This window comes from Ensifer sp. R1-3 (genome assembly GCF_056739175.1).
In genome coordinates this window covers 761,547-777,320 of sequence record NZ_CP096515.1, presented here as the reverse complement: position 1 = coordinate 777,320, position 15,774 = coordinate 761,547, and the positions used below count along the sequence as shown (strand labels likewise).

The following is a 15,774-nucleotide window of genomic DNA, read 5'->3' as shown; positions in this document are numbered from 1 at the left end:
CGCGCCCGTTTCGAGGAATAGCATGACGGCCTGATGACGCCATCAGGCGATTTTTGACATGGGAGCCTCTTTCCTGCGCTCCCAGAGGAATTCCGTGATCTTCTCGATGACCGGAGCGGCGGAAACGATGCGGCGATGCCCGAGACCGTTCGCCCAGTGCAATTCTACATTTGGCCCGACGGCGCCGTAGCGGCGCGCGTGATCGGCCGGGACCTCCTTGTCATCCTCGGCATGGATGACCAGAACCGGCTTGCGGAGTGCCGCCAGGATGCGGGTGGCATCGAAACCCTCAATGCGACGCCCGGAGAGCCGCTCCACCATGCCCTCGAAAGCTGCCTGCGCCTTCGGCGCGAGCCCCAACGTCCGGCCGAAGCCCCTGAAGAGCCATGTCATTTCGCTTGGCGCACCGATCAGGACCAGTTTCCCGGGAACGCGCGCCGGTACATCGCAGAGCACTGCCCCGGCCGCGCAAGCAAGGCTCGCGCCGCCGAAGGAATGGCCTATACCGACATCGAATCCGTCGAAATGGCGCCACGCCGCATCGATCGCCCTCACCGCTTGCGGCATGGTCAGCGTCCGCCCGGGCGACGCTCCATGTCCCGGCAAGTCGAGCGCCACCACCTCAGCGCCCGAGGAGAGCAGCCCGTCGATCAGCGTTGCCAGATAGTCGCTGCGAGATCCCCAGCCGTGCGCGACCAGTACCCGCGGCCCGCGGCCGCCCATCCGCCGTTCGAAATGCCGAGCGGCAGCCCAGCCGCCCGCAAAGGACAACGTGACCTTCCGCGATCGTTGCATGATCGGGACTGCCGCTTTGAGCAGCGCCGCCTCCTTGCCGTTTTTTGGCTTCCGGCTCGGGGTGCGGCAGAATATCCAGAATGCGGACTTGCCCGCCTTGTCGGCCGAAAACGCGGAAACGGCCTTCAGCGATAGACGGATGACCTTGATCGCAAAGGATGGCATAGTGGCGCTTTCTAATGTTCAACCATGAACATAATTGTACAACGATGAACAAAAAGCAAGCACAGATCGAAAGCCACCACTTTCCCTGGGATCATCCTCGTTTTCGAAGTTGGATCGCCGTTGCCCGCGCCTGTCAGCTGATGCAGCAGACATTGACGCGGCGGCTGACCCATCTCGATGTGAAGCCGCCGCACCTGGACATCCTGGTCAATCTCTACCGTTTCGACGGCATCACCCAGCAGGAGCTTGCACGCAAGCTGCTCGTCGGCCGCTCAAACATGAGCATGCTGCTGCCGCAGCTCGAAAAGCGCGGCCTCATCGAAAGGCGGGGCGACGCAAGAGACAAACGCGTGTTGCGTCTGTCGCTGACCTCAGCAGGAAGGACCTTGACCGAGGAGGCAATGGAAATTCAGACGGCGCTCATCGAGAGTTCGCACGGCGGGGAGCCGATCGAGGACTGCGTCAAGGTCGCCGAGTCGATGGAGCGGATCATCGCCACCTTGCTCAAGGACGATGAGTTGGCGGCGGGAGGCTGAACGAGGCTTCCCCGGTCGGCGGTTACCGGACGCTGCCAGACGTCAGCGCGGCTTTTCGGGCTTGTCGCGCGACATACCCTTGTCGGCGAGTTCCTGCTCATAGGCCTTGAACAGCTCTTCGCCTTTCTCGCCGAGCTCTCGCAGATAGGTCCAGGTGTAGATGCCGGTGTCGTGCGAATCGTCGAAACCGATTCGCACCGCGTAATTTCCCGTCGGCTGGACCGAGATGATCTGGACGTTGCGCTTGCCCGGGACCGTCACCCGCTGGCCGGGGCCATGTCCTTGCACCTCTGCCGAGGGCGAGAGGACCCGCAGGAGTTCCGCGGAAAGGTCGAAGGCCGCGCCGTCGTCGAAGGTAACGGACAGGCGGTGGCGATCCCTAGATATCCGCAGTTCGGTGGGCCAGAATACGCTCATCGTCATTGCTCCGTGTTCGTCCCCGTTCAAGTAAAGCAGAATTGAACGGCCGGAAATCGTCCGCAGACGGCTTTCCAGATATTTGAAACAGTTTGCGACAGGATGCGCCTTGACGCGACCCTTTTTGACCACGACATTGAATGCGCAGGGAGAAAAGACTTGAACACGGCCGCTATAGACCAGACCGACGCCAGACCGCTCGACACCACGACTGCCCCGATGGTCGATCCATTCGGTCGCGCGGTCACCTATCTGCGCGTCTCGGTCACCGACCGCTGCGACTTCCGCTGCACCTATTGCATGGCGGAACACATGACCTTCCTGCCGAAGAAGGACCTGTTGACGCTGGAGGAACTCCAGCGCCTCTGTTCCGCCTTCATTGCCAAGGGCGTGCGCAAGCTGAGGCTCACCGGCGGGGAGCCGCTGGTGCGTAAGAACATCATGTTCCTCATTCGCGAACTCGGCAAGGAGATCGAAGCGGGACGGCTGGATGAACTGACACTCACCACCAACGGATCGCAGCTTTCCAAATTTGCCGCCGAACTCGTCGATTGCGGCGTGCGGCGGATCAATGTCTCGCTCGACACGCTCGACCCCGACAAGTTCCGCCAGATCACCCGCTGGGGCGAATTGGCAAGGGTGCTCGAAGGCATCGATGCGGCGTTGGCAGCCGGATTGAAGGTGAAGATCAATGCGGTCGCCCTCAAGGACTTCAACGACGCCGAGATACCGGAACTGATGCGCTGGGCGCATGGCCGCGGCATGGATCTGACGCTGATCGAGACCATGCCTATGGGCGAAGTGGACGAGGACAGGACCGACCATTACCTGCCGCTCTCGGAGATGCGCAGGCGGCTCGAGGCCGACTTCACGCTCAGCGACATCCCCTACCGCACCGGCGGCCCGGCGCGCTACGTCGAGGTCGCGGAGACCGGCGGCCGCCTCGGCCTGATCACGCCGCTCACGCACAATTTCTGCGAAAGCTGCAATCGCGTCCGGCTGACCTGCACCGGCACGCTCTATATGTGCCTCGGCCAGAACGACGCCGCCGATCTGCGCGCCGCATTGCGCGCCACCGACGACGACGCCTATCTCGCGCAGGTCATCGACGAGGCGATCGGCCGCAAGCCGAAGGGCCACGACTTCATCATCGACCGCGAGCACAACCGCCCCGCCGTCGCCCGCCACATGAGCGTCACCGGGGGGTGAGCCTGCCCCTCATCCGCCTGCCGGCACCTTCTCCCCGCAAGCGGGGCGAAGGAACAAGCGGCAATGCCTTGCTCGGCTCTATGTCACATCTCCTATCGCACCGGTTTTGAAGCGCTCAGATCTTTGATCTGCTGGATGTTTTTGTCCTTTAATCGGATAGGATTTAAGGAACATGCAGTAGGGATTCGCCATGCCGGGAAGGCTCGCGCCGTTCGGCCACAAGCTATCAGGAATGAGAATGCGCTCGTCAGCCAATTTCCGCGGCATCGTCTTCATGTGCCTCGCAATGATCGGGTTCGCCTGCAACGATGCGCTGGTAAAATCGGTCACCGGCGTCATGAATACAGGCCAGATCATGTTCATGCGCGGATTGCTGACGACGCTGATGGTGGTCGTAGTCGCATACCGCTTCGGCGCCTTCCGGCCGGTTCGGACGATCTTCAGGCCGGCCATACTGCTGCGCATCGCCATGGAGGCGCTTGCATCGGTGACCTATATCTCCGCGCTCGGCCAGATCCCGCTCGCCAACGCTTCGGCGATCATGCAGGCACTTCCGCTGGCGGTCACGCTCGGCGCCGCGCTGTTTCTCGGCGAGCCCGTCGGCTGGCGGCGGTGGGCGGCGATCGTCGTAGGCTTCGCCGGCGTCCTCATCGTATTGCGCCCTGGTCCCGAGGGCTTCACCGCGGCGGCCCTCACCGTCGTCGCTTGCGTCTTCTGCACCGCGACCCGCGACCTCTGCACCCGCCGCATCGGCACCGACGTGCCGTCGCTGTACATCACCGTGACGACCTCACTCGTGACGACGCTGGTCGGTGCGGCCCTCATCGTCCCGCTCGGTGGCTGGCAACCGATGTCTGCGACGTCTCTCAGCCACATCGCCGGCGCCAGCGTGCTTCTGATGCTCGGCTATCAGACGATCGTACTCGCGATGCGCGAGGGCGAGATCTCCGTCATTGCGCCATTCCGCTACATGAGCCTTCTCTGGTCGGTCACCCTCGGGGTCGTCTTTTTCGCAGAGACGCCGGACCGCTGGATGCTGGCGGGCGTCGCCATCATCATCGGTTCCGGCCTTTATACTTTCTATCGCGAGAGCAAGCGCGGCCGGCAGGCGGTCGCGCAGCGCGCACTCGGCGGCCCCCTGGAATAGCTGAGGACGTTCTCGATGACAGGCGCCCCCTCCCATGCCACATTCCCTCCGGCAGTCATCCTCGCCGGCGGACTTTCTTCGCGCATGGGGCGCCCGAAGGCAGGACTCTTGCTCGGGGGCAGGAGCATGCTTACGCGCGTGATCGAGCGCCTCCGGCCACAGGTCGCCGGCATCGCCATCAATCTGAATGCCGATCCGGATCCTGCTTCTGCGTTTGGTCTCGAGGTCGTGCCGGACACGATACCCGGATTCGTCGGCCCGCTGGCCGGCATTCTGGCCGCCATGCGCCATACTGTGCGCAAGTCACCGGGGGCTAGCCATGTGCTCACCGTGCCGGTCGACACGCCCCTCTTTCCCAAGAGCCTTGCCGCCCGGCTGAAGACCGCCATCACGTCCGGGGGTGAAATCGCCGTCGCTTTCTCGGCCGGTGAGATGCATCCGCTTTTCGCGCTCTGGCCCGTCGCGCTCGCCGATGATCTTGAGGCGTGGATTCATGCGGACGAAAAGCGGCGCGTCCGTGCCTTCATTGCGCGGCACGAATCGGCAGCGGTAGAGTTTCCCCTGATCCCGACGGCGGCCGGACCGCTGGACCCTTTCTTCAACATCAACACCCCCGAAGAGCTTCGGCAGGCTGAGGCCTGGTTGCCCTATCTGGAGGATCGCGAACCATGAACGACCCCTTGCGCCCACCGAAGATTTTCGGAATCGCCGGCTGGAAGAATTCCGGGAAGACCGGCCTGATGGTCCGTCTTGTCAGCGAAATGACCCGGCGCGGCTATATGGTCTCTACGATCAAGCACGCGCATCACGACTTCGACATCGACAAGGTCGGCGCCGACAGCTACCGCCACCGCGAGGCCGGCGCGCATGAGGTAACGATCGTTTCATCGACGCGCTTCGCAATCATGCATGAATTGCGTGGGGCGCCGGAGCCCACATTCGAAGAGATCTTGTCGCGTCTTGCCCCCTGCGACCTGGTACTGATCGAAGGCTACAAGCGCGAGCCTGTCCCGAAAATCGAGGCGCGCCGCGAGGAATCGGCCCATCGCGAACCGCTCGCTCCGAGCGATCCGCATATCATGGCCATCGCTGCCGATCACCCGGTCGCGGACACCGGGCTCCCCGTATTCGACCTGGACGACACGCAGGCGATCGCCGATTTCGTCGAGAAGGTCACGGGACTGCGTGACTGACGGTCGAGTGGACGGCAGCCATCCAAGACAAGCGCACACAGGCGGGCTGTAGAACGCACAAATAATCGGGGCCGGTTTCCCGGCCCCGATGTCAGTTCGCATGCTTCGTTGCCCCTACCGCTGCGCTACAGGGCGCACCAGCGGTGTCACGCGGCGAATGGTGACGCGGCGGTTCTCCTGCTCCGGCCCATCCGTGCGGATCTTGAGGAACCGCTCGCCATAGCCCTGGGTGACGAGGTTTTCGGCCGGGATGCCATAGACCTCGGTCAGGAGCACTGCGACGGACTCGGCACGCTCGTCGGAGAGGACCAGGTTGGACTGGTCGGCGCCAACGGCATCCGTGTGACCCTCGATGAAGAAGGTTTCACCCGGATCCTTCTCAAGGACCTTGTTCATTGCCTCCGCGACGTTGCGCATGGTCTTCGCCTGCGACATCGATACCTCGGCGCTTCCCGTCGCGAAGGTGATGGTGTCGAGATCGATACGGCGAACCTTGTCGCGCAGGCGGGCGGAGTGACGCACCTCATCGATGGTGTAGACGCGTTCGACCGGCTCGACCGGGGGTTCGGACAGGAACTCGTAGTAATCCCGGTCGGGATCCTCGGCGACGTCGACGATATATTCGTCCACCGGTATCGACAGGCGCATCGGCGGCAGATCGTAACCCACGTCGACGATAGTAGGCCGGTCTTCTTCATATTCCGGCGCGTACATCATGACATATTCCTCGCCGCCGCGATCGACGCGCGTGCGCGTCAGGATGTCTCCGTACTCGTTGTAGATGGTGACGATCCGATAGCCGCCGGGGCGGACGATCGTCTCGCGGACGCGGCCCCGCGGAAGAGTCTCGTAGAAACTCTCTTCCGAATTCCTGCGCAGACGCGGCCGGTCGTCACCGCGCACGAAGATGCGATCGCCGACGCCGAGGATGACACGATCGTCGACCTCTTCGACAACCCTCACCTCCGTCACATTGTTCTCGGTGGTGTTATTGACGGTCGTGTTGTTCACCGTGTTGTTTATGACGGTGTTGTTGATGATGTTGGTCGTCTGCGGCACTGTAAAGGTCGGAGCCTCTTCGACGCGCTCGCCCTCTTCGCTGAGCACAGCCTCGATCTTCTGCGGAATTTCTTCCCTGGCTTCGGCCGGGATCGCCGCCTGTGCCGACGCATCGTCGGTCGGTACTTCTACGCTCTCCTGCTTGGCACGCAGTTCCTCGCGCTGCTTGCGTCGGGTCTCGCGCGACTGGTTGCCGCCTGCGATGTCGGCGTCCTTGTCGCTGTCGAGGACGGCTGCGCCCCTCTCGACGGGAAGCACGACGGTATCATCCGAGGCTGCGGGATCCTCTGCGATCTTCTGCCTTTCTTCCGTCGAGCGCTCATCGACGACTTCGGGAGCCGGTTGGCCGGCGGGCTGCTCACCCTGCTGTTCTGCAGTTGCGGGTGGTTCCGCGCCAGGCACCGGCTGCTGCTCGCCCTCGCCCGTCTGTTCGGCCGGCGCCTCCGTAGCGGGCTGCTCAGCGGTCGTGCCGCCCTCAGGTTCGGCACCCGGCTGCTCGGCGGCTTTCTGCTCGTCCGTCTGCTGCTGCTCCTCGGCCTGTTGCTGGCGTCTCTTGCGGGTAGGCTCCTGTTCCTCGGCCTGCTGCGGCGCGCCCTCCTCGGCTGCGGGCTGCTGCTCTTCGGCCTGCTGCTGACGCTTCTTGCGCGCGGGGGCCTCTTCTTCGGCCTGCTGCGGAGCGCTCTCTTCGGCTGCCGGCTGCTCTTCGGCCTGCTGCTGGCGCTTCTTGCGCCGGGGGGCCTCTTCTTCGGCCTGCTGCGGAGCGCTCTCTTCGGCCGCGGGCTGCTCTTCAGCCTGCTGCTGGCGCTTCTTGCGCCGGGGGGCCTCTTCTTCGGCCTGCTGCGGAGCGCTCTCTTCGGCTGCCGGCTGCTCTTCAGCCTGCTGCTGGCGCTTCTTGCGCCGGGGAGCCTCTTCTTCGGCCTGCTGCGGAGCGCTCTCTTCGGCTGCCGGTTGCTCTTCAGCCTGCTGCTGGCGCTTTTTGCGCCGCGGAGCCTCTTCTTCGGCCTGCTGCGGAGCACTCTCTTCGGCTGCCGGCTGCTCTTCAGCCTGCTGCTGGCGCTTCTTGCGCGGTGTTTGCTGCTCCTCGGCCTGCGGCTGTTGCTCTTCCGCCTGCCCCTGTGATTCCTCCTCGGCCTGGCGCTGCTTCCGCTTCAGCAACAGCTCCTCGGGCGACGGTTGGCCCTCTCCTTCCTGAGCGACTTCGAACGGAGCGGTCAGGCTGTCAGCGAAGGCCGGCTGGATCATCAGGGACGCCGAAAGAACGGGCAAGGCCACTGTTGCGAAAAGTCTGGATCGTATCGACATTGTTTCTTCCTCTTGTTCGGAGGTCCTGACGCTGGTGTGCAACCGCGACTCCAATCGCCTCGCCCACCATGACGCCCTCGTCACAGGGCCATGATCCGCGGTCCCGGCCTTTTTTGCCTCGGCCGAAATGCCGTAGCCGCAACGCTGCAGCCGCGGATCGGTTCCGCTGCAAGGCCTATAGAAGCCGACATTAACCGGTCCTGAACGGCCCGTTCATCTTCGCGCGCAACTTCTGCGACGATCGAAGGACATGATTCGCGTCGAACAGTGGGAAGCAAAGCTTTCCAGTTGATTTTTGCAGGAAAACCGTACGAATATCGCCGCAACCGGCGGCTTGAAGCCCCGGCGCCAATTGGCATCCGCGAAACAAGAAGAACCGGATGCCGAGCCAACAGAGAGGACATCATGCGTATTTCCAGACGGCTTGCAGCCACCGCATCGGCTGCCGTTTTCGTGCTTATGGCCGGCGTTGCCATGGCAGAGGGCGAGAAGGTCGTGATCGGTACCGAAGGCGCCTACCCGCCCTTCAACAATCTCGAGTCGGACGGCACGCTGACCGGCTTCGACATCGACATCGCGAAGGCGCTTTGCGAAGAGATGAAGGCCGAATGTACCTTCGTGACGCAGGATTGGGACGGCATCATCCCGGCGCTGGTCGCCAAGAAGTTCGATGCTATCGTCGCGTCGATGTCGATTACCGAAGAGCGTAAGCAGCAGGTCGATTTCACCAACAAATACTACAACACGCCACCGGCTATCGTGGTGCCGAAGGATTCACCGATAACCGAGGCAACCGCAGCGGCCCTTTCCGGCAAGGCGCTGGGCGCGCAGGGCTCGACCACTCACTCCAACTACGCGGAAGCGCATATGAAGGAGTCGGAGGTGAAGCTCTATCCGACCGCGGATGAATACAAGCTCGACCTCGCAAACGGCCGCATCGACGCAGCCATCGACGACGTCGTCGTGCTCTCCGAATGGCTGAAGACCGAAGACGGCGCCTGCTGCAAGCTGCTCGGCACCCTGCCCATCGATCCCGTCATCAATGGCGAGGGCGCCGGCATCGCAATCCGTAAGGGCGACGATGCGCTGCGCGAAAAGCTCAACAAGGCGATAGAGGCCATCCGCGCGAACGGCAAGTACAAGCAAATCAACGAAAAGTACTTCCCCTTCGACGTCTACGGCAGCTAATCGCAGCGTTTCCTGCGAGTATCCGGCTTTAATGCCGGGAAAATCTCGGTTGATGAGAAAAATGCAACGGCGGACGGGCTTGCCCTTCCGCCGTTTTTGTTTGACAAGGAATCTCGAAAATAAGCGTCTACAGCGTCTCGCGTCCTATAGGTGCGCAAAGGCGGCTGTAACCCTTTAAGTTGCTGCATGGTTTATCGTTTGGTTATTTACGATTACAGCAAACATGCAGTAGACGCCAAAAACGGTACGGGGAATTATTGGCATGAGCGGACTGTTTGCCGCCCTTTCCGCCGGTCTCGCCTGGATCGGTGCGATCATCGATCCGCTATGCGGTCCCGCGGGGATCTTTCGCTGGTTCGGCTCGGGAACGCTACTTGCATGCGGAGACGCGGGTTGGGGCGATGAAATCGCCTATGGCTTCCTGGTCACCGCCAGTCTCGCGGTCGCAACGCTTCCGGTGGGCTTGGTCATCGGCTTCTTCGTCGCGCTCGCCAAGCAATCGGAGGAAAAGTCCCTGCGACTGGCGGGCAACATCTATACGACGATTTTTCGGGGCCTGCCGGAACTCCTCACGCTTTTCATCGTCTATTACGGCCTGCAGATCCTGGTTCAACAGTTCCTCGCGACGGTCGGCTATGAGGGAGCGGTCGAGATCAATGCCTTCGTAGCGGGAATGATCGCACTCGGAGTGGTCTTTTCGGCCTATTGCTCCGAGGTGCTGCTTTCGGCCTTCAAGGCCATTCCTCACGGGCAGTACGAAGCCGGTGACGCGCTCGGGCTGCACCGGGGCAAGACGATGCGCCTCATCATCCTGCCGCAGCTCATCCGAATCGCGCTGCCCGGCCTCGGCAATCTCTGGATGGCGCTGCTCAAGGATACCGCCCTTGTCTCGGTCATCGGCCTTCCGGACATTCTCCGGCAAACCGGGATCGCGGCGCGCGTCACCAAGCATGCCTTCGAGTTCTTCGGCATCGCCTGCGTTCTCTTCCTCGTCCTGGCGATGATTTCCTCCGTCGTATTCTCGGCGCTCGAGCGCTCGACCAAACGCGCGGAGGCGGGCCGATGAGCATTGCCGAGACCATGATCCCGCCGCAGGCGCCGCCGCCCTCCCCGCCGAAGCCCTACACCTTCTCGCGCTTTTTCGGCAGCGTTGCGCTCGGCATCTGGCTGGCGCTCGGCGTCGGCATCTTCCTGACGGTCGTCAATGGCTGGGACCCGGAAAAATTCTCCCGCTACGGACCGAGTTTCCTCTCCGGCCTCGGAGTAACGCTGACACTCGTCATCTCGTCGATTCTCATGGGCGCCGTCCTTTCGCTGCCCGTGGCGCTCGGGCGCATGTCGAAAAACAGGCTCTGGGGCTGGGTCGCCTATGCCTATGTCTATTTCTTCCGCGGCACGCCGCTCATCACCCAGCTCTTCCTCATCTATTACGGGCTCGGCAGCTTCCGTCCGCAGCTCGAAACCGTTGGACTGTGGTGGTTCTTCCGCGATGCCTGGAACTGCGCGCTCTTCACCTTCACTCTGAACACCGCCGCCTATCAGGCGGAAATCCTGCGCGGCGCCATCGAAAGCGTGCCGCGCGGCCAGCGCGAGGGGGCGGCCGCGCTCGGCCTGCCGGAGCGCGTAGCCTTCTTCAAGGTCATTCTGCCCCAGGCGATGATCGTAGCGCTGCGCCCCTACGGCAACGAAATCATCCTGATGATCAAGGGCTCGGCAATCGTGGCGATCGTCACGGTCTTCGATCTCATGGGTGAGACGCGGCGCGCTTTCTCCCGGACCTTCGACTACCAGATGTATATCTGGGCGGCGATCCTTTATCTGCTGATGGTGGAATTGCTGCGCAACATCTGGGGCTGGCTGGAAGCCCGCCTGACCCGCCATCTGAAGCGCTAAACGCGTTTGGCCGCAGGCCGTATTCCTGTAGCTTGGCAGCACTCGCCGTCATATGCTGCCAAGCGATTGTTTTTGTAAGCGATTTCTCGCTTTATTCACCTACATTAAGGCTTGATTAAGCAATCAAGCGCTCCATCATAGAGACCAACCTTTGTGAAAAGTGAGGTCCGCATGACGAACGACATGGAACTGCAGCTCAAGGGTTACGGGCTGACGACGGCTCAGATACTTTATCGGATGCCCGACCACCCGGCTTTCCTGCAGACATACATCTGGCAACACTACGACATCGCGCCGGACTTTCCGGAAATGCACAGCTTCCTCAAATTCTGGCAGGAGAAGCTGGACGGCCCGCTGCATTCGGTACGCTATGTGCACCGGAAGTTGATCTCGGCGTCCGAATGGCGGGCTCTCAAGGGAGAGTTTATCGTCCACTAGATCACGATGTTTTCAGGTCGGGTCGACCTAAAAACATGAACGTGATCGATTCAAGAAATTGGAGCGGGATGCGGGCGGAAAACCGCACACACTTTTCCTCATCCTGCTCCAGGTTCCGGTGCACGTCGTTGTCGGATGGGTCAGACGGATCGGGTGATGCCGCCGTCGATACGGATGTTCTGGCCGGTGATATAGCCTCCGCGGTCGCTTGCGAGCAGCGCGATCAACTCGGCCACCTCCTCCGATGCGCCGTAGCGTCCCATCGGAATCCGCCGACGGCGTTCCTCCGTTTCAGGCAGACTGTCGATAAAGCCGGGCAGAACATTGTTCATGCGGATATTGTCGGCGGCATACCGGTCGGCAAAGAGTTTGGTGAAAGCCGCAAGCCCGGAACGGAAGACCCCCGACGTTGGAAACAATGGGTCGGGTTCAAAGGCAGCGTAGGTGGAAATATTGACGATGCTGCCGGATTTCTGCTCCACCATGATCGGCGTCACCAGCCGGGTCGGCCGCACGACATTGAGGAAATAGACATCCATCCCCCGGTGCCATTCCTCGTCGGTGAGTTCGAGCACCGGAGCCCGCGGGCCATGGCCTGCCGAATTGATCAGCGCGTCCACGCGCCCCCAGGCGTCATAGGCCGTATCGACGAGCCGCTTCAGATCGTCGTTCGACTGATTCGATCCGGTGACGCCGATACCGCCGAGTTCCTTTGCGAGCGCCTCGCCCTTGCCGGACGAAGAAAGGATTGCAACCCTGTAGCCCTCTGCCGCCATCCGCCGTGCCGCCCCGGCCCCCATGCCGGAACCGCCGGCCGTGACGATCGCCACCTTCTGTTCGCTCATCTTGTGCTCCTTTTGGCATGACCGAGAGAAGCGCAGTTGAAGCAGGCCTGCGCGCCGGCATCAAATGAGAATTTCTGAAGGCGGCATCAGCAATGCGGCGCAGCGGCGCACGCAGCGTCTCAGACATGAACCTCGCCATGAGCCAATTCGCCGGCGCCTGTCGCCCTGTGGAGGGAACCGTAGAGCACGACCGCATAGAAGAGCGCGACGCCAATCGCCACGGCAACGCCCGGCACCGGACCGAGAGCGGCGTTCTCGGCAACATCGGCCCAGGAACGGACATGGCCGAAGGGCTCTCCCGTGCTCGAAATCTTCGGGGAGGAAATCTTCAGTGCCCATGCCAGGAGCAGGATCAGGTACATCCAGCAATAATTGCGCTGCAACCGCCGGCAGAGGGCCTCCCTGTAGCCCATCAGGAAAGCCGGCTGGCGCAGGCTCTTGGCGACCGACACCGACCATCTGAAGCTCGGCGTGCCTTCAGGGCACAAGATCTGCGCGAAGTAGCCGCGTTCCATCTGGCGCACGCGGGCACGATAAACGTCGAAGAAACGGTAACGCCGCGCTTCGATCAGCAGCAACAGGCTGATGAGCAGCATGGCGAAGAGAAGGACACCGTGATGGGACGACGGCGTCGAGAGCGAAACCGAAAGCATCGCTGCGACCACGGTGATCGCCCAGTTCGATGTTCGGTCTATGCGGTCCCGCCAACCGGCCATCCGCCCGATTTCGCCGCGATAATAGTGGATGATCGCGTTGATCGTCTCCTGCGGTGTCTGCGGCAGAGGCGGCGTTTGCCGCTCCGGTATCTCCGTTTCCAATGTCAACGGGCTCAATTCGGCAGACATCGGCATTCCTCCGGATTTTTCATTCTTTTAGGAATGATGACTCCTTTTCGATCAAGGTTAAATGCCGCGCGCCCCGACCTGGTCAAAATCTTTGCCGCAGGCGATTGTTCCCATTATTCTGCTCACTCGGGAGACCCTCCCTCGCGCCGCGAGATCTTATGACTCCGCAGGAATCGGGGGCCACTTACAGGAACGGCCGCGACCGGCGATTGTCAAAGGCCGCCGGGGGTCGTAAGAAGCGCCCATGACGCAGAAAATCAAGAAGATCGACGAGGAAGCCCTCGCAGAGGCCTATAACCGCGCGCTTGCCTTGGAGAAGTCCGGGCATTTCGACGCGGCCGCCGCCGCCTATCGGGAAGTTCTGGAAATCGACCCGGAGGACCACGGCGGTGCCGCCGTTCGGCTGGCATCGATGGGCCGCGGCGAGACGCCGCTCAAGGCTTCGGACGCCTATGTGGCAACGCTCTTCGATCAGCACGCCGACGTCTTCGACAATGTTCTCGTCGACCAGCTCCACTATTGCGTGCCACTGCTCGTGCGCCAGCGGATTCAGGCGCTCGGGCTCGGACCGTTCAAGCGCGTCCTCGATCTTGGCTGCGGCACCGGGCTGACCGGAGGTGCGCTGCGCGACATGGCGGAAGACATAACCGGCGTGGACCTTTCGGAAAACATGGTGGAGATCGCCCATGAGAAGGACCTCTACGAGACGCTCTATGTTGCAGAGGCGGTCGATTTTCTCGACGACAATGACGACGAACCGTTCAACCTGATCGCCGCAACCGACGTCCTGCCCTATATCGGCGCATTGGAGCCGCTGTTCTTCGGCGCGGTTGACAACATGGTGCCGGGCGGGCTCCTGATCTTCTCGAGCGAGAGCCTGCCGGACGAGACTCCGGCGGGGCAAGGCTTCGCCGTCGGACCGCACCAGCGCTTCGCCCACTCGGAAACCTACCTGCGCGAACGCCTGGCGGCGACCGGGTTCGAGATCGTCGACATCACCGACATCACGGTGCGCATGGAGGAAGGCGAGCCGATTGCCGGCCAATTGGTGATCGCCCGCTTCAAACCCTGATTGAAGGCTGCTGCGACCGCGGCTATCGTCGGGCGGAACATGCCATCGCAAACGGAGTCTCAAGGAAATGGCCAAAGTCGCATTCATCGGTCTCGGCGTAATGGGATACCCGATGGCCGGTCATCTCAAGGCCCGCGGCGGGCACGATGTCACGGTCTATAACCGGACCGCCGCCAAGGCGGAGCAATGGGCAGCGGCATTCGGCGGCCGGACCGCGGCAACGCCGGCCGAGGCGGCCAAGGACCAGGATTTCGTCTTCGCCTGCGTCGGCAACGACGACGACCTCCGCTCCGTCACCACGGGAGAGAACGGTGCCTTCGAAACGATGGCACCCGGGTCGGTCTTCATCGACAACACGACGGCATCGGCCGCGGTTGCGCGCGAGCTCTATGCGGCGGCGGCGGCGAAGGGTGCGCATTTCATCGACGCGCCGGTCTCCGGCGGACAGGCCGGAGCGGAAAACGGCGTGCTCACCGTCATGTGCGGGGGCGATGCGGGAGCCTTCGACAAGGCCAAGCCCGTCATCGAAGCCTATGCCCGGATGGTCGGTTTGATGGGCCCCGCCGGCGCCGGCCAACTCACCAAGATGATCAATCAGATCTGTATCGCAGGGCTCGTCCAGGGGCTCGCAGAGGGAATCCATTTCGGCAAGAAAGCAGGGCTCGACATCGAGAAGGTGATCGAGGTCATCTCCAAGGGAGCGGCCGGTTCCTGGCAGATGGAAAATCGCCACAAGACCATGAACGAAGGCAAGTATGACTTCGGCTTCGCGGTCGACTGGATGCGCAAGGATCTGGATATCGTCCTCGCCGAGGCCCGGCACAACGGCGCCAAGCTTCCGGTGACCGCCCTCGTCGACCAGTTCTACGGCGACATCCAGGCGCTCGGCGGCAATCGCTGGGATACGTCTTCCCTGCTGGCCCGCCTCGAAAAATGACGCCTGGTCCGGCGTCGACGGCGGAAGAGATCATCGAACACCTCCGCGCCCTCGGCTCGGACGCGAACATCGCCGGCATGGCGCGCTTCGGCATTGCGACCGAAACCGCCCTGGGGCTTTCGAACGTCCAGCTTCGCCGCGTCGCCCGCCTGGTAAAGACCGACCACGCCCGCGCCCTCGACCTCTGGACCTCCGGCATCCGCGAAGCACGCCTGCTGGCAGCGTTCACCGCGGACCCGAAGGCGCTGACGCTCGCTGAAGCGCGGCAATGGGCGAATGCCTGCAACTCCTGGGAAGTGGTCGATACCGTTGCCGACCTCTTCGTCGCAGCGCGCCTCGAGCAAGTCATCATTCCTGAATTCGCCGCCGATGAGCGGGAATTCGTCCGCCGCCTGGCCTTCGCGATGATCGCAACAGCCGCCGTGCATCTCAAGAAGGAGCCGGATTCGACGCTGCTTGCCTGGCTGCCGCTGATCGAGACTCATGCGGCCGACGAGCGCAACTTCGTGAAGAAGTCGGTCAACTGGGCACTCAGGCAGATCGGCAAGCGCAACCCCGCCTGCCACGGCCCGGCCCTGGCGCTCGGGCAAAAGCTCGCGGCCAGCACGGACCGCACGGCGCGATGGACGGGCAAGGACGCGCTGCGCGAATTGACGAACGGCAAGGTCCGCCAGCGACTGGGGCTTCCCGCATGAAGGTCGCCTACCCGGGCTTGACCGGGGGATAACCACCC

At 62.5% G+C, this 15,774-nt stretch carries 17 protein-coding genes; 12 read left to right on the top strand and 5 right to left on the bottom strand.

Annotation, left to right across the window (positions count from 1 at the left end; translation table 11 throughout):
• Positions 1 to 42: 42 nt before the first annotated feature.
• Positions 43 to 960 carry an alpha/beta fold hydrolase gene (locus M1D43_RS03790; protein WP_153313518.1) on the bottom strand — a complete coding sequence of 306 codons (918 nt, stop codon included), beginning with the start codon at positions 958 to 960 and terminating at the stop codon, positions 43 to 45.
• 44 nt (positions 961 to 1,004) lie between these two features.
• Here M1D43_RS03790 and M1D43_RS03785 point away from each other — a divergent pair, with 44 nt between their 5' ends.
• A complete protein-coding gene (locus M1D43_RS03785; RefSeq protein WP_027994208.1) occupies positions 1,005 to 1,496 on the top strand; it encodes a MarR family winged helix-turn-helix transcriptional regulator in 492 nt (163 codons plus the stop codon).
• Between the two features lie 42 nt (positions 1,497 to 1,538).
• On the opposite strand, the gene M1D43_RS03780 is transcribed toward M1D43_RS03785, so the two are convergent.
• Positions 1,539 to 1,913, bottom strand: coding sequence for a gamma-butyrobetaine hydroxylase family protein (locus M1D43_RS03780; RefSeq protein ID WP_013844515.1), 375 nt, complete (start codon positions 1,911 to 1,913; stop codon positions 1,539 to 1,541).
• 159 nt (positions 1,914 to 2,072) lie between these two features.
• Between M1D43_RS03780 and moaA the strand changes: the two genes are divergently transcribed.
• The 4 genes from moaA to mobB all read left to right on the top strand — a co-directional run bounded on the left by moaA (position 2,073) and on the right by mobB (position 5,462).
• Complete coding sequence (gene moaA / locus M1D43_RS03775) at positions 2,073 to 3,122, top strand: GTP 3',8-cyclase MoaA (RefSeq protein ID WP_003535091.1); 1,050 nt, start codon at positions 2,073 to 2,075, stop codon at positions 3,120 to 3,122.
• 238 nt (positions 3,123 to 3,360) lie between these two features.
• Entirely contained in the window at positions 3,361 to 4,269 is a 909-nt protein-coding gene (locus M1D43_RS03770; RefSeq protein ID WP_027989271.1) for a DMT family transporter, read from the top strand.
• Positions 4,270 to 4,284: 15 nt separating this feature from the next.
• The gene (mobA, locus tag M1D43_RS03765; RefSeq protein ID WP_127516888.1) at positions 4,285 to 4,941 is read left to right on the top strand and encodes a molybdenum cofactor guanylyltransferase MobA; all 657 of its coding nucleotides are present in this window, start codon (positions 4,285 to 4,287) and stop codon (positions 4,939 to 4,941) included.
• Positions 4,938 to 5,462, top strand: coding sequence for a molybdopterin-guanine dinucleotide biosynthesis protein B (mobB, locus tag M1D43_RS03760; protein ID WP_003535097.1), 525 nt, complete (start codon positions 4,938 to 4,940; stop codon positions 5,460 to 5,462). The genes mobA and mobB overlap by 4 nt, the downstream gene beginning before the upstream one ends.
• Before the next feature lie 114 nt (positions 5,463 to 5,576).
• On the opposite strand, the gene M1D43_RS03755 is transcribed toward mobB, so the two are convergent.
• Entirely contained in the window at positions 5,577 to 7,823 is a 2,247-nt protein-coding gene (locus M1D43_RS03755; protein ID WP_028002988.1) for an OmpA family protein, read from the bottom strand.
• Positions 7,824 to 8,228: 405 nt separating this feature from the next.
• On the opposite strand from M1D43_RS03755, the gene M1D43_RS03750 reads away from it, so the two are divergent.
• The 4 genes from M1D43_RS03750 (at position 8,229) to M1D43_RS03735 (ending at position 11,342) form a co-directional block, all read left to right on the top strand.
• Positions 8,229 to 9,011, top strand: a complete 783-nt coding sequence (locus tag M1D43_RS03750) for an ABC transporter substrate-binding protein (protein WP_153313337.1) — start codon at positions 8,229 to 8,231, stop codon at positions 9,009 to 9,011.
• Between the two features lie 262 nt (positions 9,012 to 9,273).
• Positions 9,274 to 10,077, top strand: a complete 804-nt coding sequence (locus M1D43_RS03745; RefSeq protein ID WP_003535103.1) for an ABC transporter permease — start codon at positions 9,274 to 9,276, stop codon at positions 10,075 to 10,077.
• The gene (locus M1D43_RS03740) at positions 10,074 to 10,904 is read left to right on the top strand and encodes an ABC transporter permease (RefSeq protein WP_153313338.1); all 831 of its coding nucleotides are present in this window, start codon (positions 10,074 to 10,076) and stop codon (positions 10,902 to 10,904) included. The genes M1D43_RS03745 and M1D43_RS03740 overlap by 4 nt, the downstream gene beginning before the upstream one ends.
• Before the next feature lie 171 nt (positions 10,905 to 11,075).
• Positions 11,076 to 11,342: an usg protein gene (locus M1D43_RS03735; RefSeq protein WP_003535108.1), complete on the top strand. Its 267-nt coding sequence runs from the start codon at positions 11,076 to 11,078 to the stop codon at positions 11,340 to 11,342.
• A 140-nt stretch (positions 11,343 to 11,482) separates the two neighbouring features.
• On the opposite strand, the gene M1D43_RS03730 is transcribed toward M1D43_RS03735, so the two are convergent.
• Both M1D43_RS03730 and M1D43_RS03725 read right to left on the bottom strand, forming a co-directional pair.
• Positions 11,483 to 12,187 (bottom strand): SDR family oxidoreductase, encoded by a 705-nt coding sequence (locus tag M1D43_RS03730; RefSeq protein WP_003535109.1) that lies wholly within the window; start codon positions 12,185 to 12,187, stop codon positions 11,483 to 11,485.
• Positions 12,188 to 12,306: 119 nt separating this feature from the next.
• Complete coding sequence (locus M1D43_RS03725; RefSeq protein WP_003535111.1) at positions 12,307 to 13,032, bottom strand: DUF2270 domain-containing protein; 726 nt, start codon at positions 13,030 to 13,032, stop codon at positions 12,307 to 12,309.
• Between the two features lie 244 nt (positions 13,033 to 13,276).
• On the opposite strand from M1D43_RS03725, the gene M1D43_RS03720 reads away from it, so the two are divergent.
• The 3 genes from M1D43_RS03720 (at position 13,277) to M1D43_RS03710 (ending at position 15,736) form a co-directional block, all read left to right on the top strand.
• Entirely contained in the window at positions 13,277 to 14,104 is an 828-nt protein-coding gene (locus M1D43_RS03720) for a class I SAM-dependent DNA methyltransferase (RefSeq protein WP_153313339.1), read from the top strand.
• Positions 14,105 to 14,171: 67 nt separating this feature from the next.
• On the top strand, positions 14,172 to 15,041 hold the full coding sequence (locus tag M1D43_RS03715) for an NAD(P)-dependent oxidoreductase (protein ID WP_153313340.1): 870 nt from the start codon (positions 14,172 to 14,174) through the stop codon (positions 15,039 to 15,041).
• Positions 15,038 to 15,736: a DNA alkylation repair protein gene (locus M1D43_RS03710; RefSeq protein WP_498814101.1), complete on the top strand. Its 699-nt coding sequence runs from the start codon at positions 15,038 to 15,040 to the stop codon at positions 15,734 to 15,736. Before M1D43_RS03715 ends, M1D43_RS03710 begins: the two co-directional genes overlap by 4 nt.
• Positions 15,737 to 15,774: the final 38 nt, after the last annotated feature.

Excerpts from the sequence above, each read along its gene's own strand:
- mobB (WP_003535097.1), top strand. The coding sequence starts at position 4,938 with ATGAACGACCCCTTGCGCCCACCGAAGATTTTCGGAATCGCCGGCTGG.
- M1D43_RS03735 (WP_003535108.1), top strand. The coding sequence starts at position 11,076 with ATGACGAACGACATGGAACTGCAGCTCAAGGGTTACGGGCTGACGACG.
- M1D43_RS03750 (WP_153313337.1), top strand. The coding sequence starts at position 8,229 with ATGCGTATTTCCAGACGGCTTGCAGCCACCGCATCGGCTGCCGTTTTC.
- M1D43_RS03785 (WP_027994208.1), top strand. The coding sequence starts at position 1,005 with ATGAACAAAAAGCAAGCACAGATCGAAAGCCACCACTTTCCCTGGGAT.
- M1D43_RS03790 (WP_153313518.1), bottom strand. The coding sequence starts at position 960 with ATGCCATCCTTTGCGATCAAGGTCATCCGTCTATCGCTGAAGGCCGTT.
- M1D43_RS03730 (WP_003535109.1), bottom strand. The coding sequence starts at position 12,187 with ATGAGCGAACAGAAGGTGGCGATCGTCACGGCCGGCGGTTCCGGCATG.
- M1D43_RS03715 (WP_153313340.1), top strand. The coding sequence starts at position 14,172 with ATGGCCAAAGTCGCATTCATCGGTCTCGGCGTAATGGGATACCCGATG.
- M1D43_RS03710 (WP_498814101.1), top strand. The coding sequence starts at position 15,038 with ATGACGCCTGGTCCGGCGTCGACGGCGGAAGAGATCATCGAACACCTC.
- M1D43_RS03725 (WP_003535111.1), bottom strand. The coding sequence starts at position 13,032 with ATGTCTGCCGAATTGAGCCCGTTGACATTGGAAACGGAGATACCGGAG.
- M1D43_RS03755 (WP_028002988.1), bottom strand. The coding sequence starts at position 7,823 with ATGTCGATACGATCCAGACTTTTCGCAACAGTGGCCTTGCCCGTTCTT.
- M1D43_RS03740 (WP_153313338.1), top strand. The coding sequence starts at position 10,074 with ATGAGCATTGCCGAGACCATGATCCCGCCGCAGGCGCCGCCGCCCTCC.
- M1D43_RS03780 (WP_013844515.1), bottom strand. The coding sequence starts at position 1,913 with ATGAGCGTATTCTGGCCCACCGAACTGCGGATATCTAGGGATCGCCAC.
- M1D43_RS03720 (WP_153313339.1), top strand. The coding sequence starts at position 13,277 with ATGACGCAGAAAATCAAGAAGATCGACGAGGAAGCCCTCGCAGAGGCC.
- M1D43_RS03770 (WP_027989271.1), top strand. The coding sequence starts at position 3,361 with ATGCGCTCGTCAGCCAATTTCCGCGGCATCGTCTTCATGTGCCTCGCA.
- M1D43_RS03745 (WP_003535103.1), top strand. The coding sequence starts at position 9,274 with ATGAGCGGACTGTTTGCCGCCCTTTCCGCCGGTCTCGCCTGGATCGGT.
- mobA (WP_127516888.1), top strand. The coding sequence starts at position 4,285 with ATGACAGGCGCCCCCTCCCATGCCACATTCCCTCCGGCAGTCATCCTC.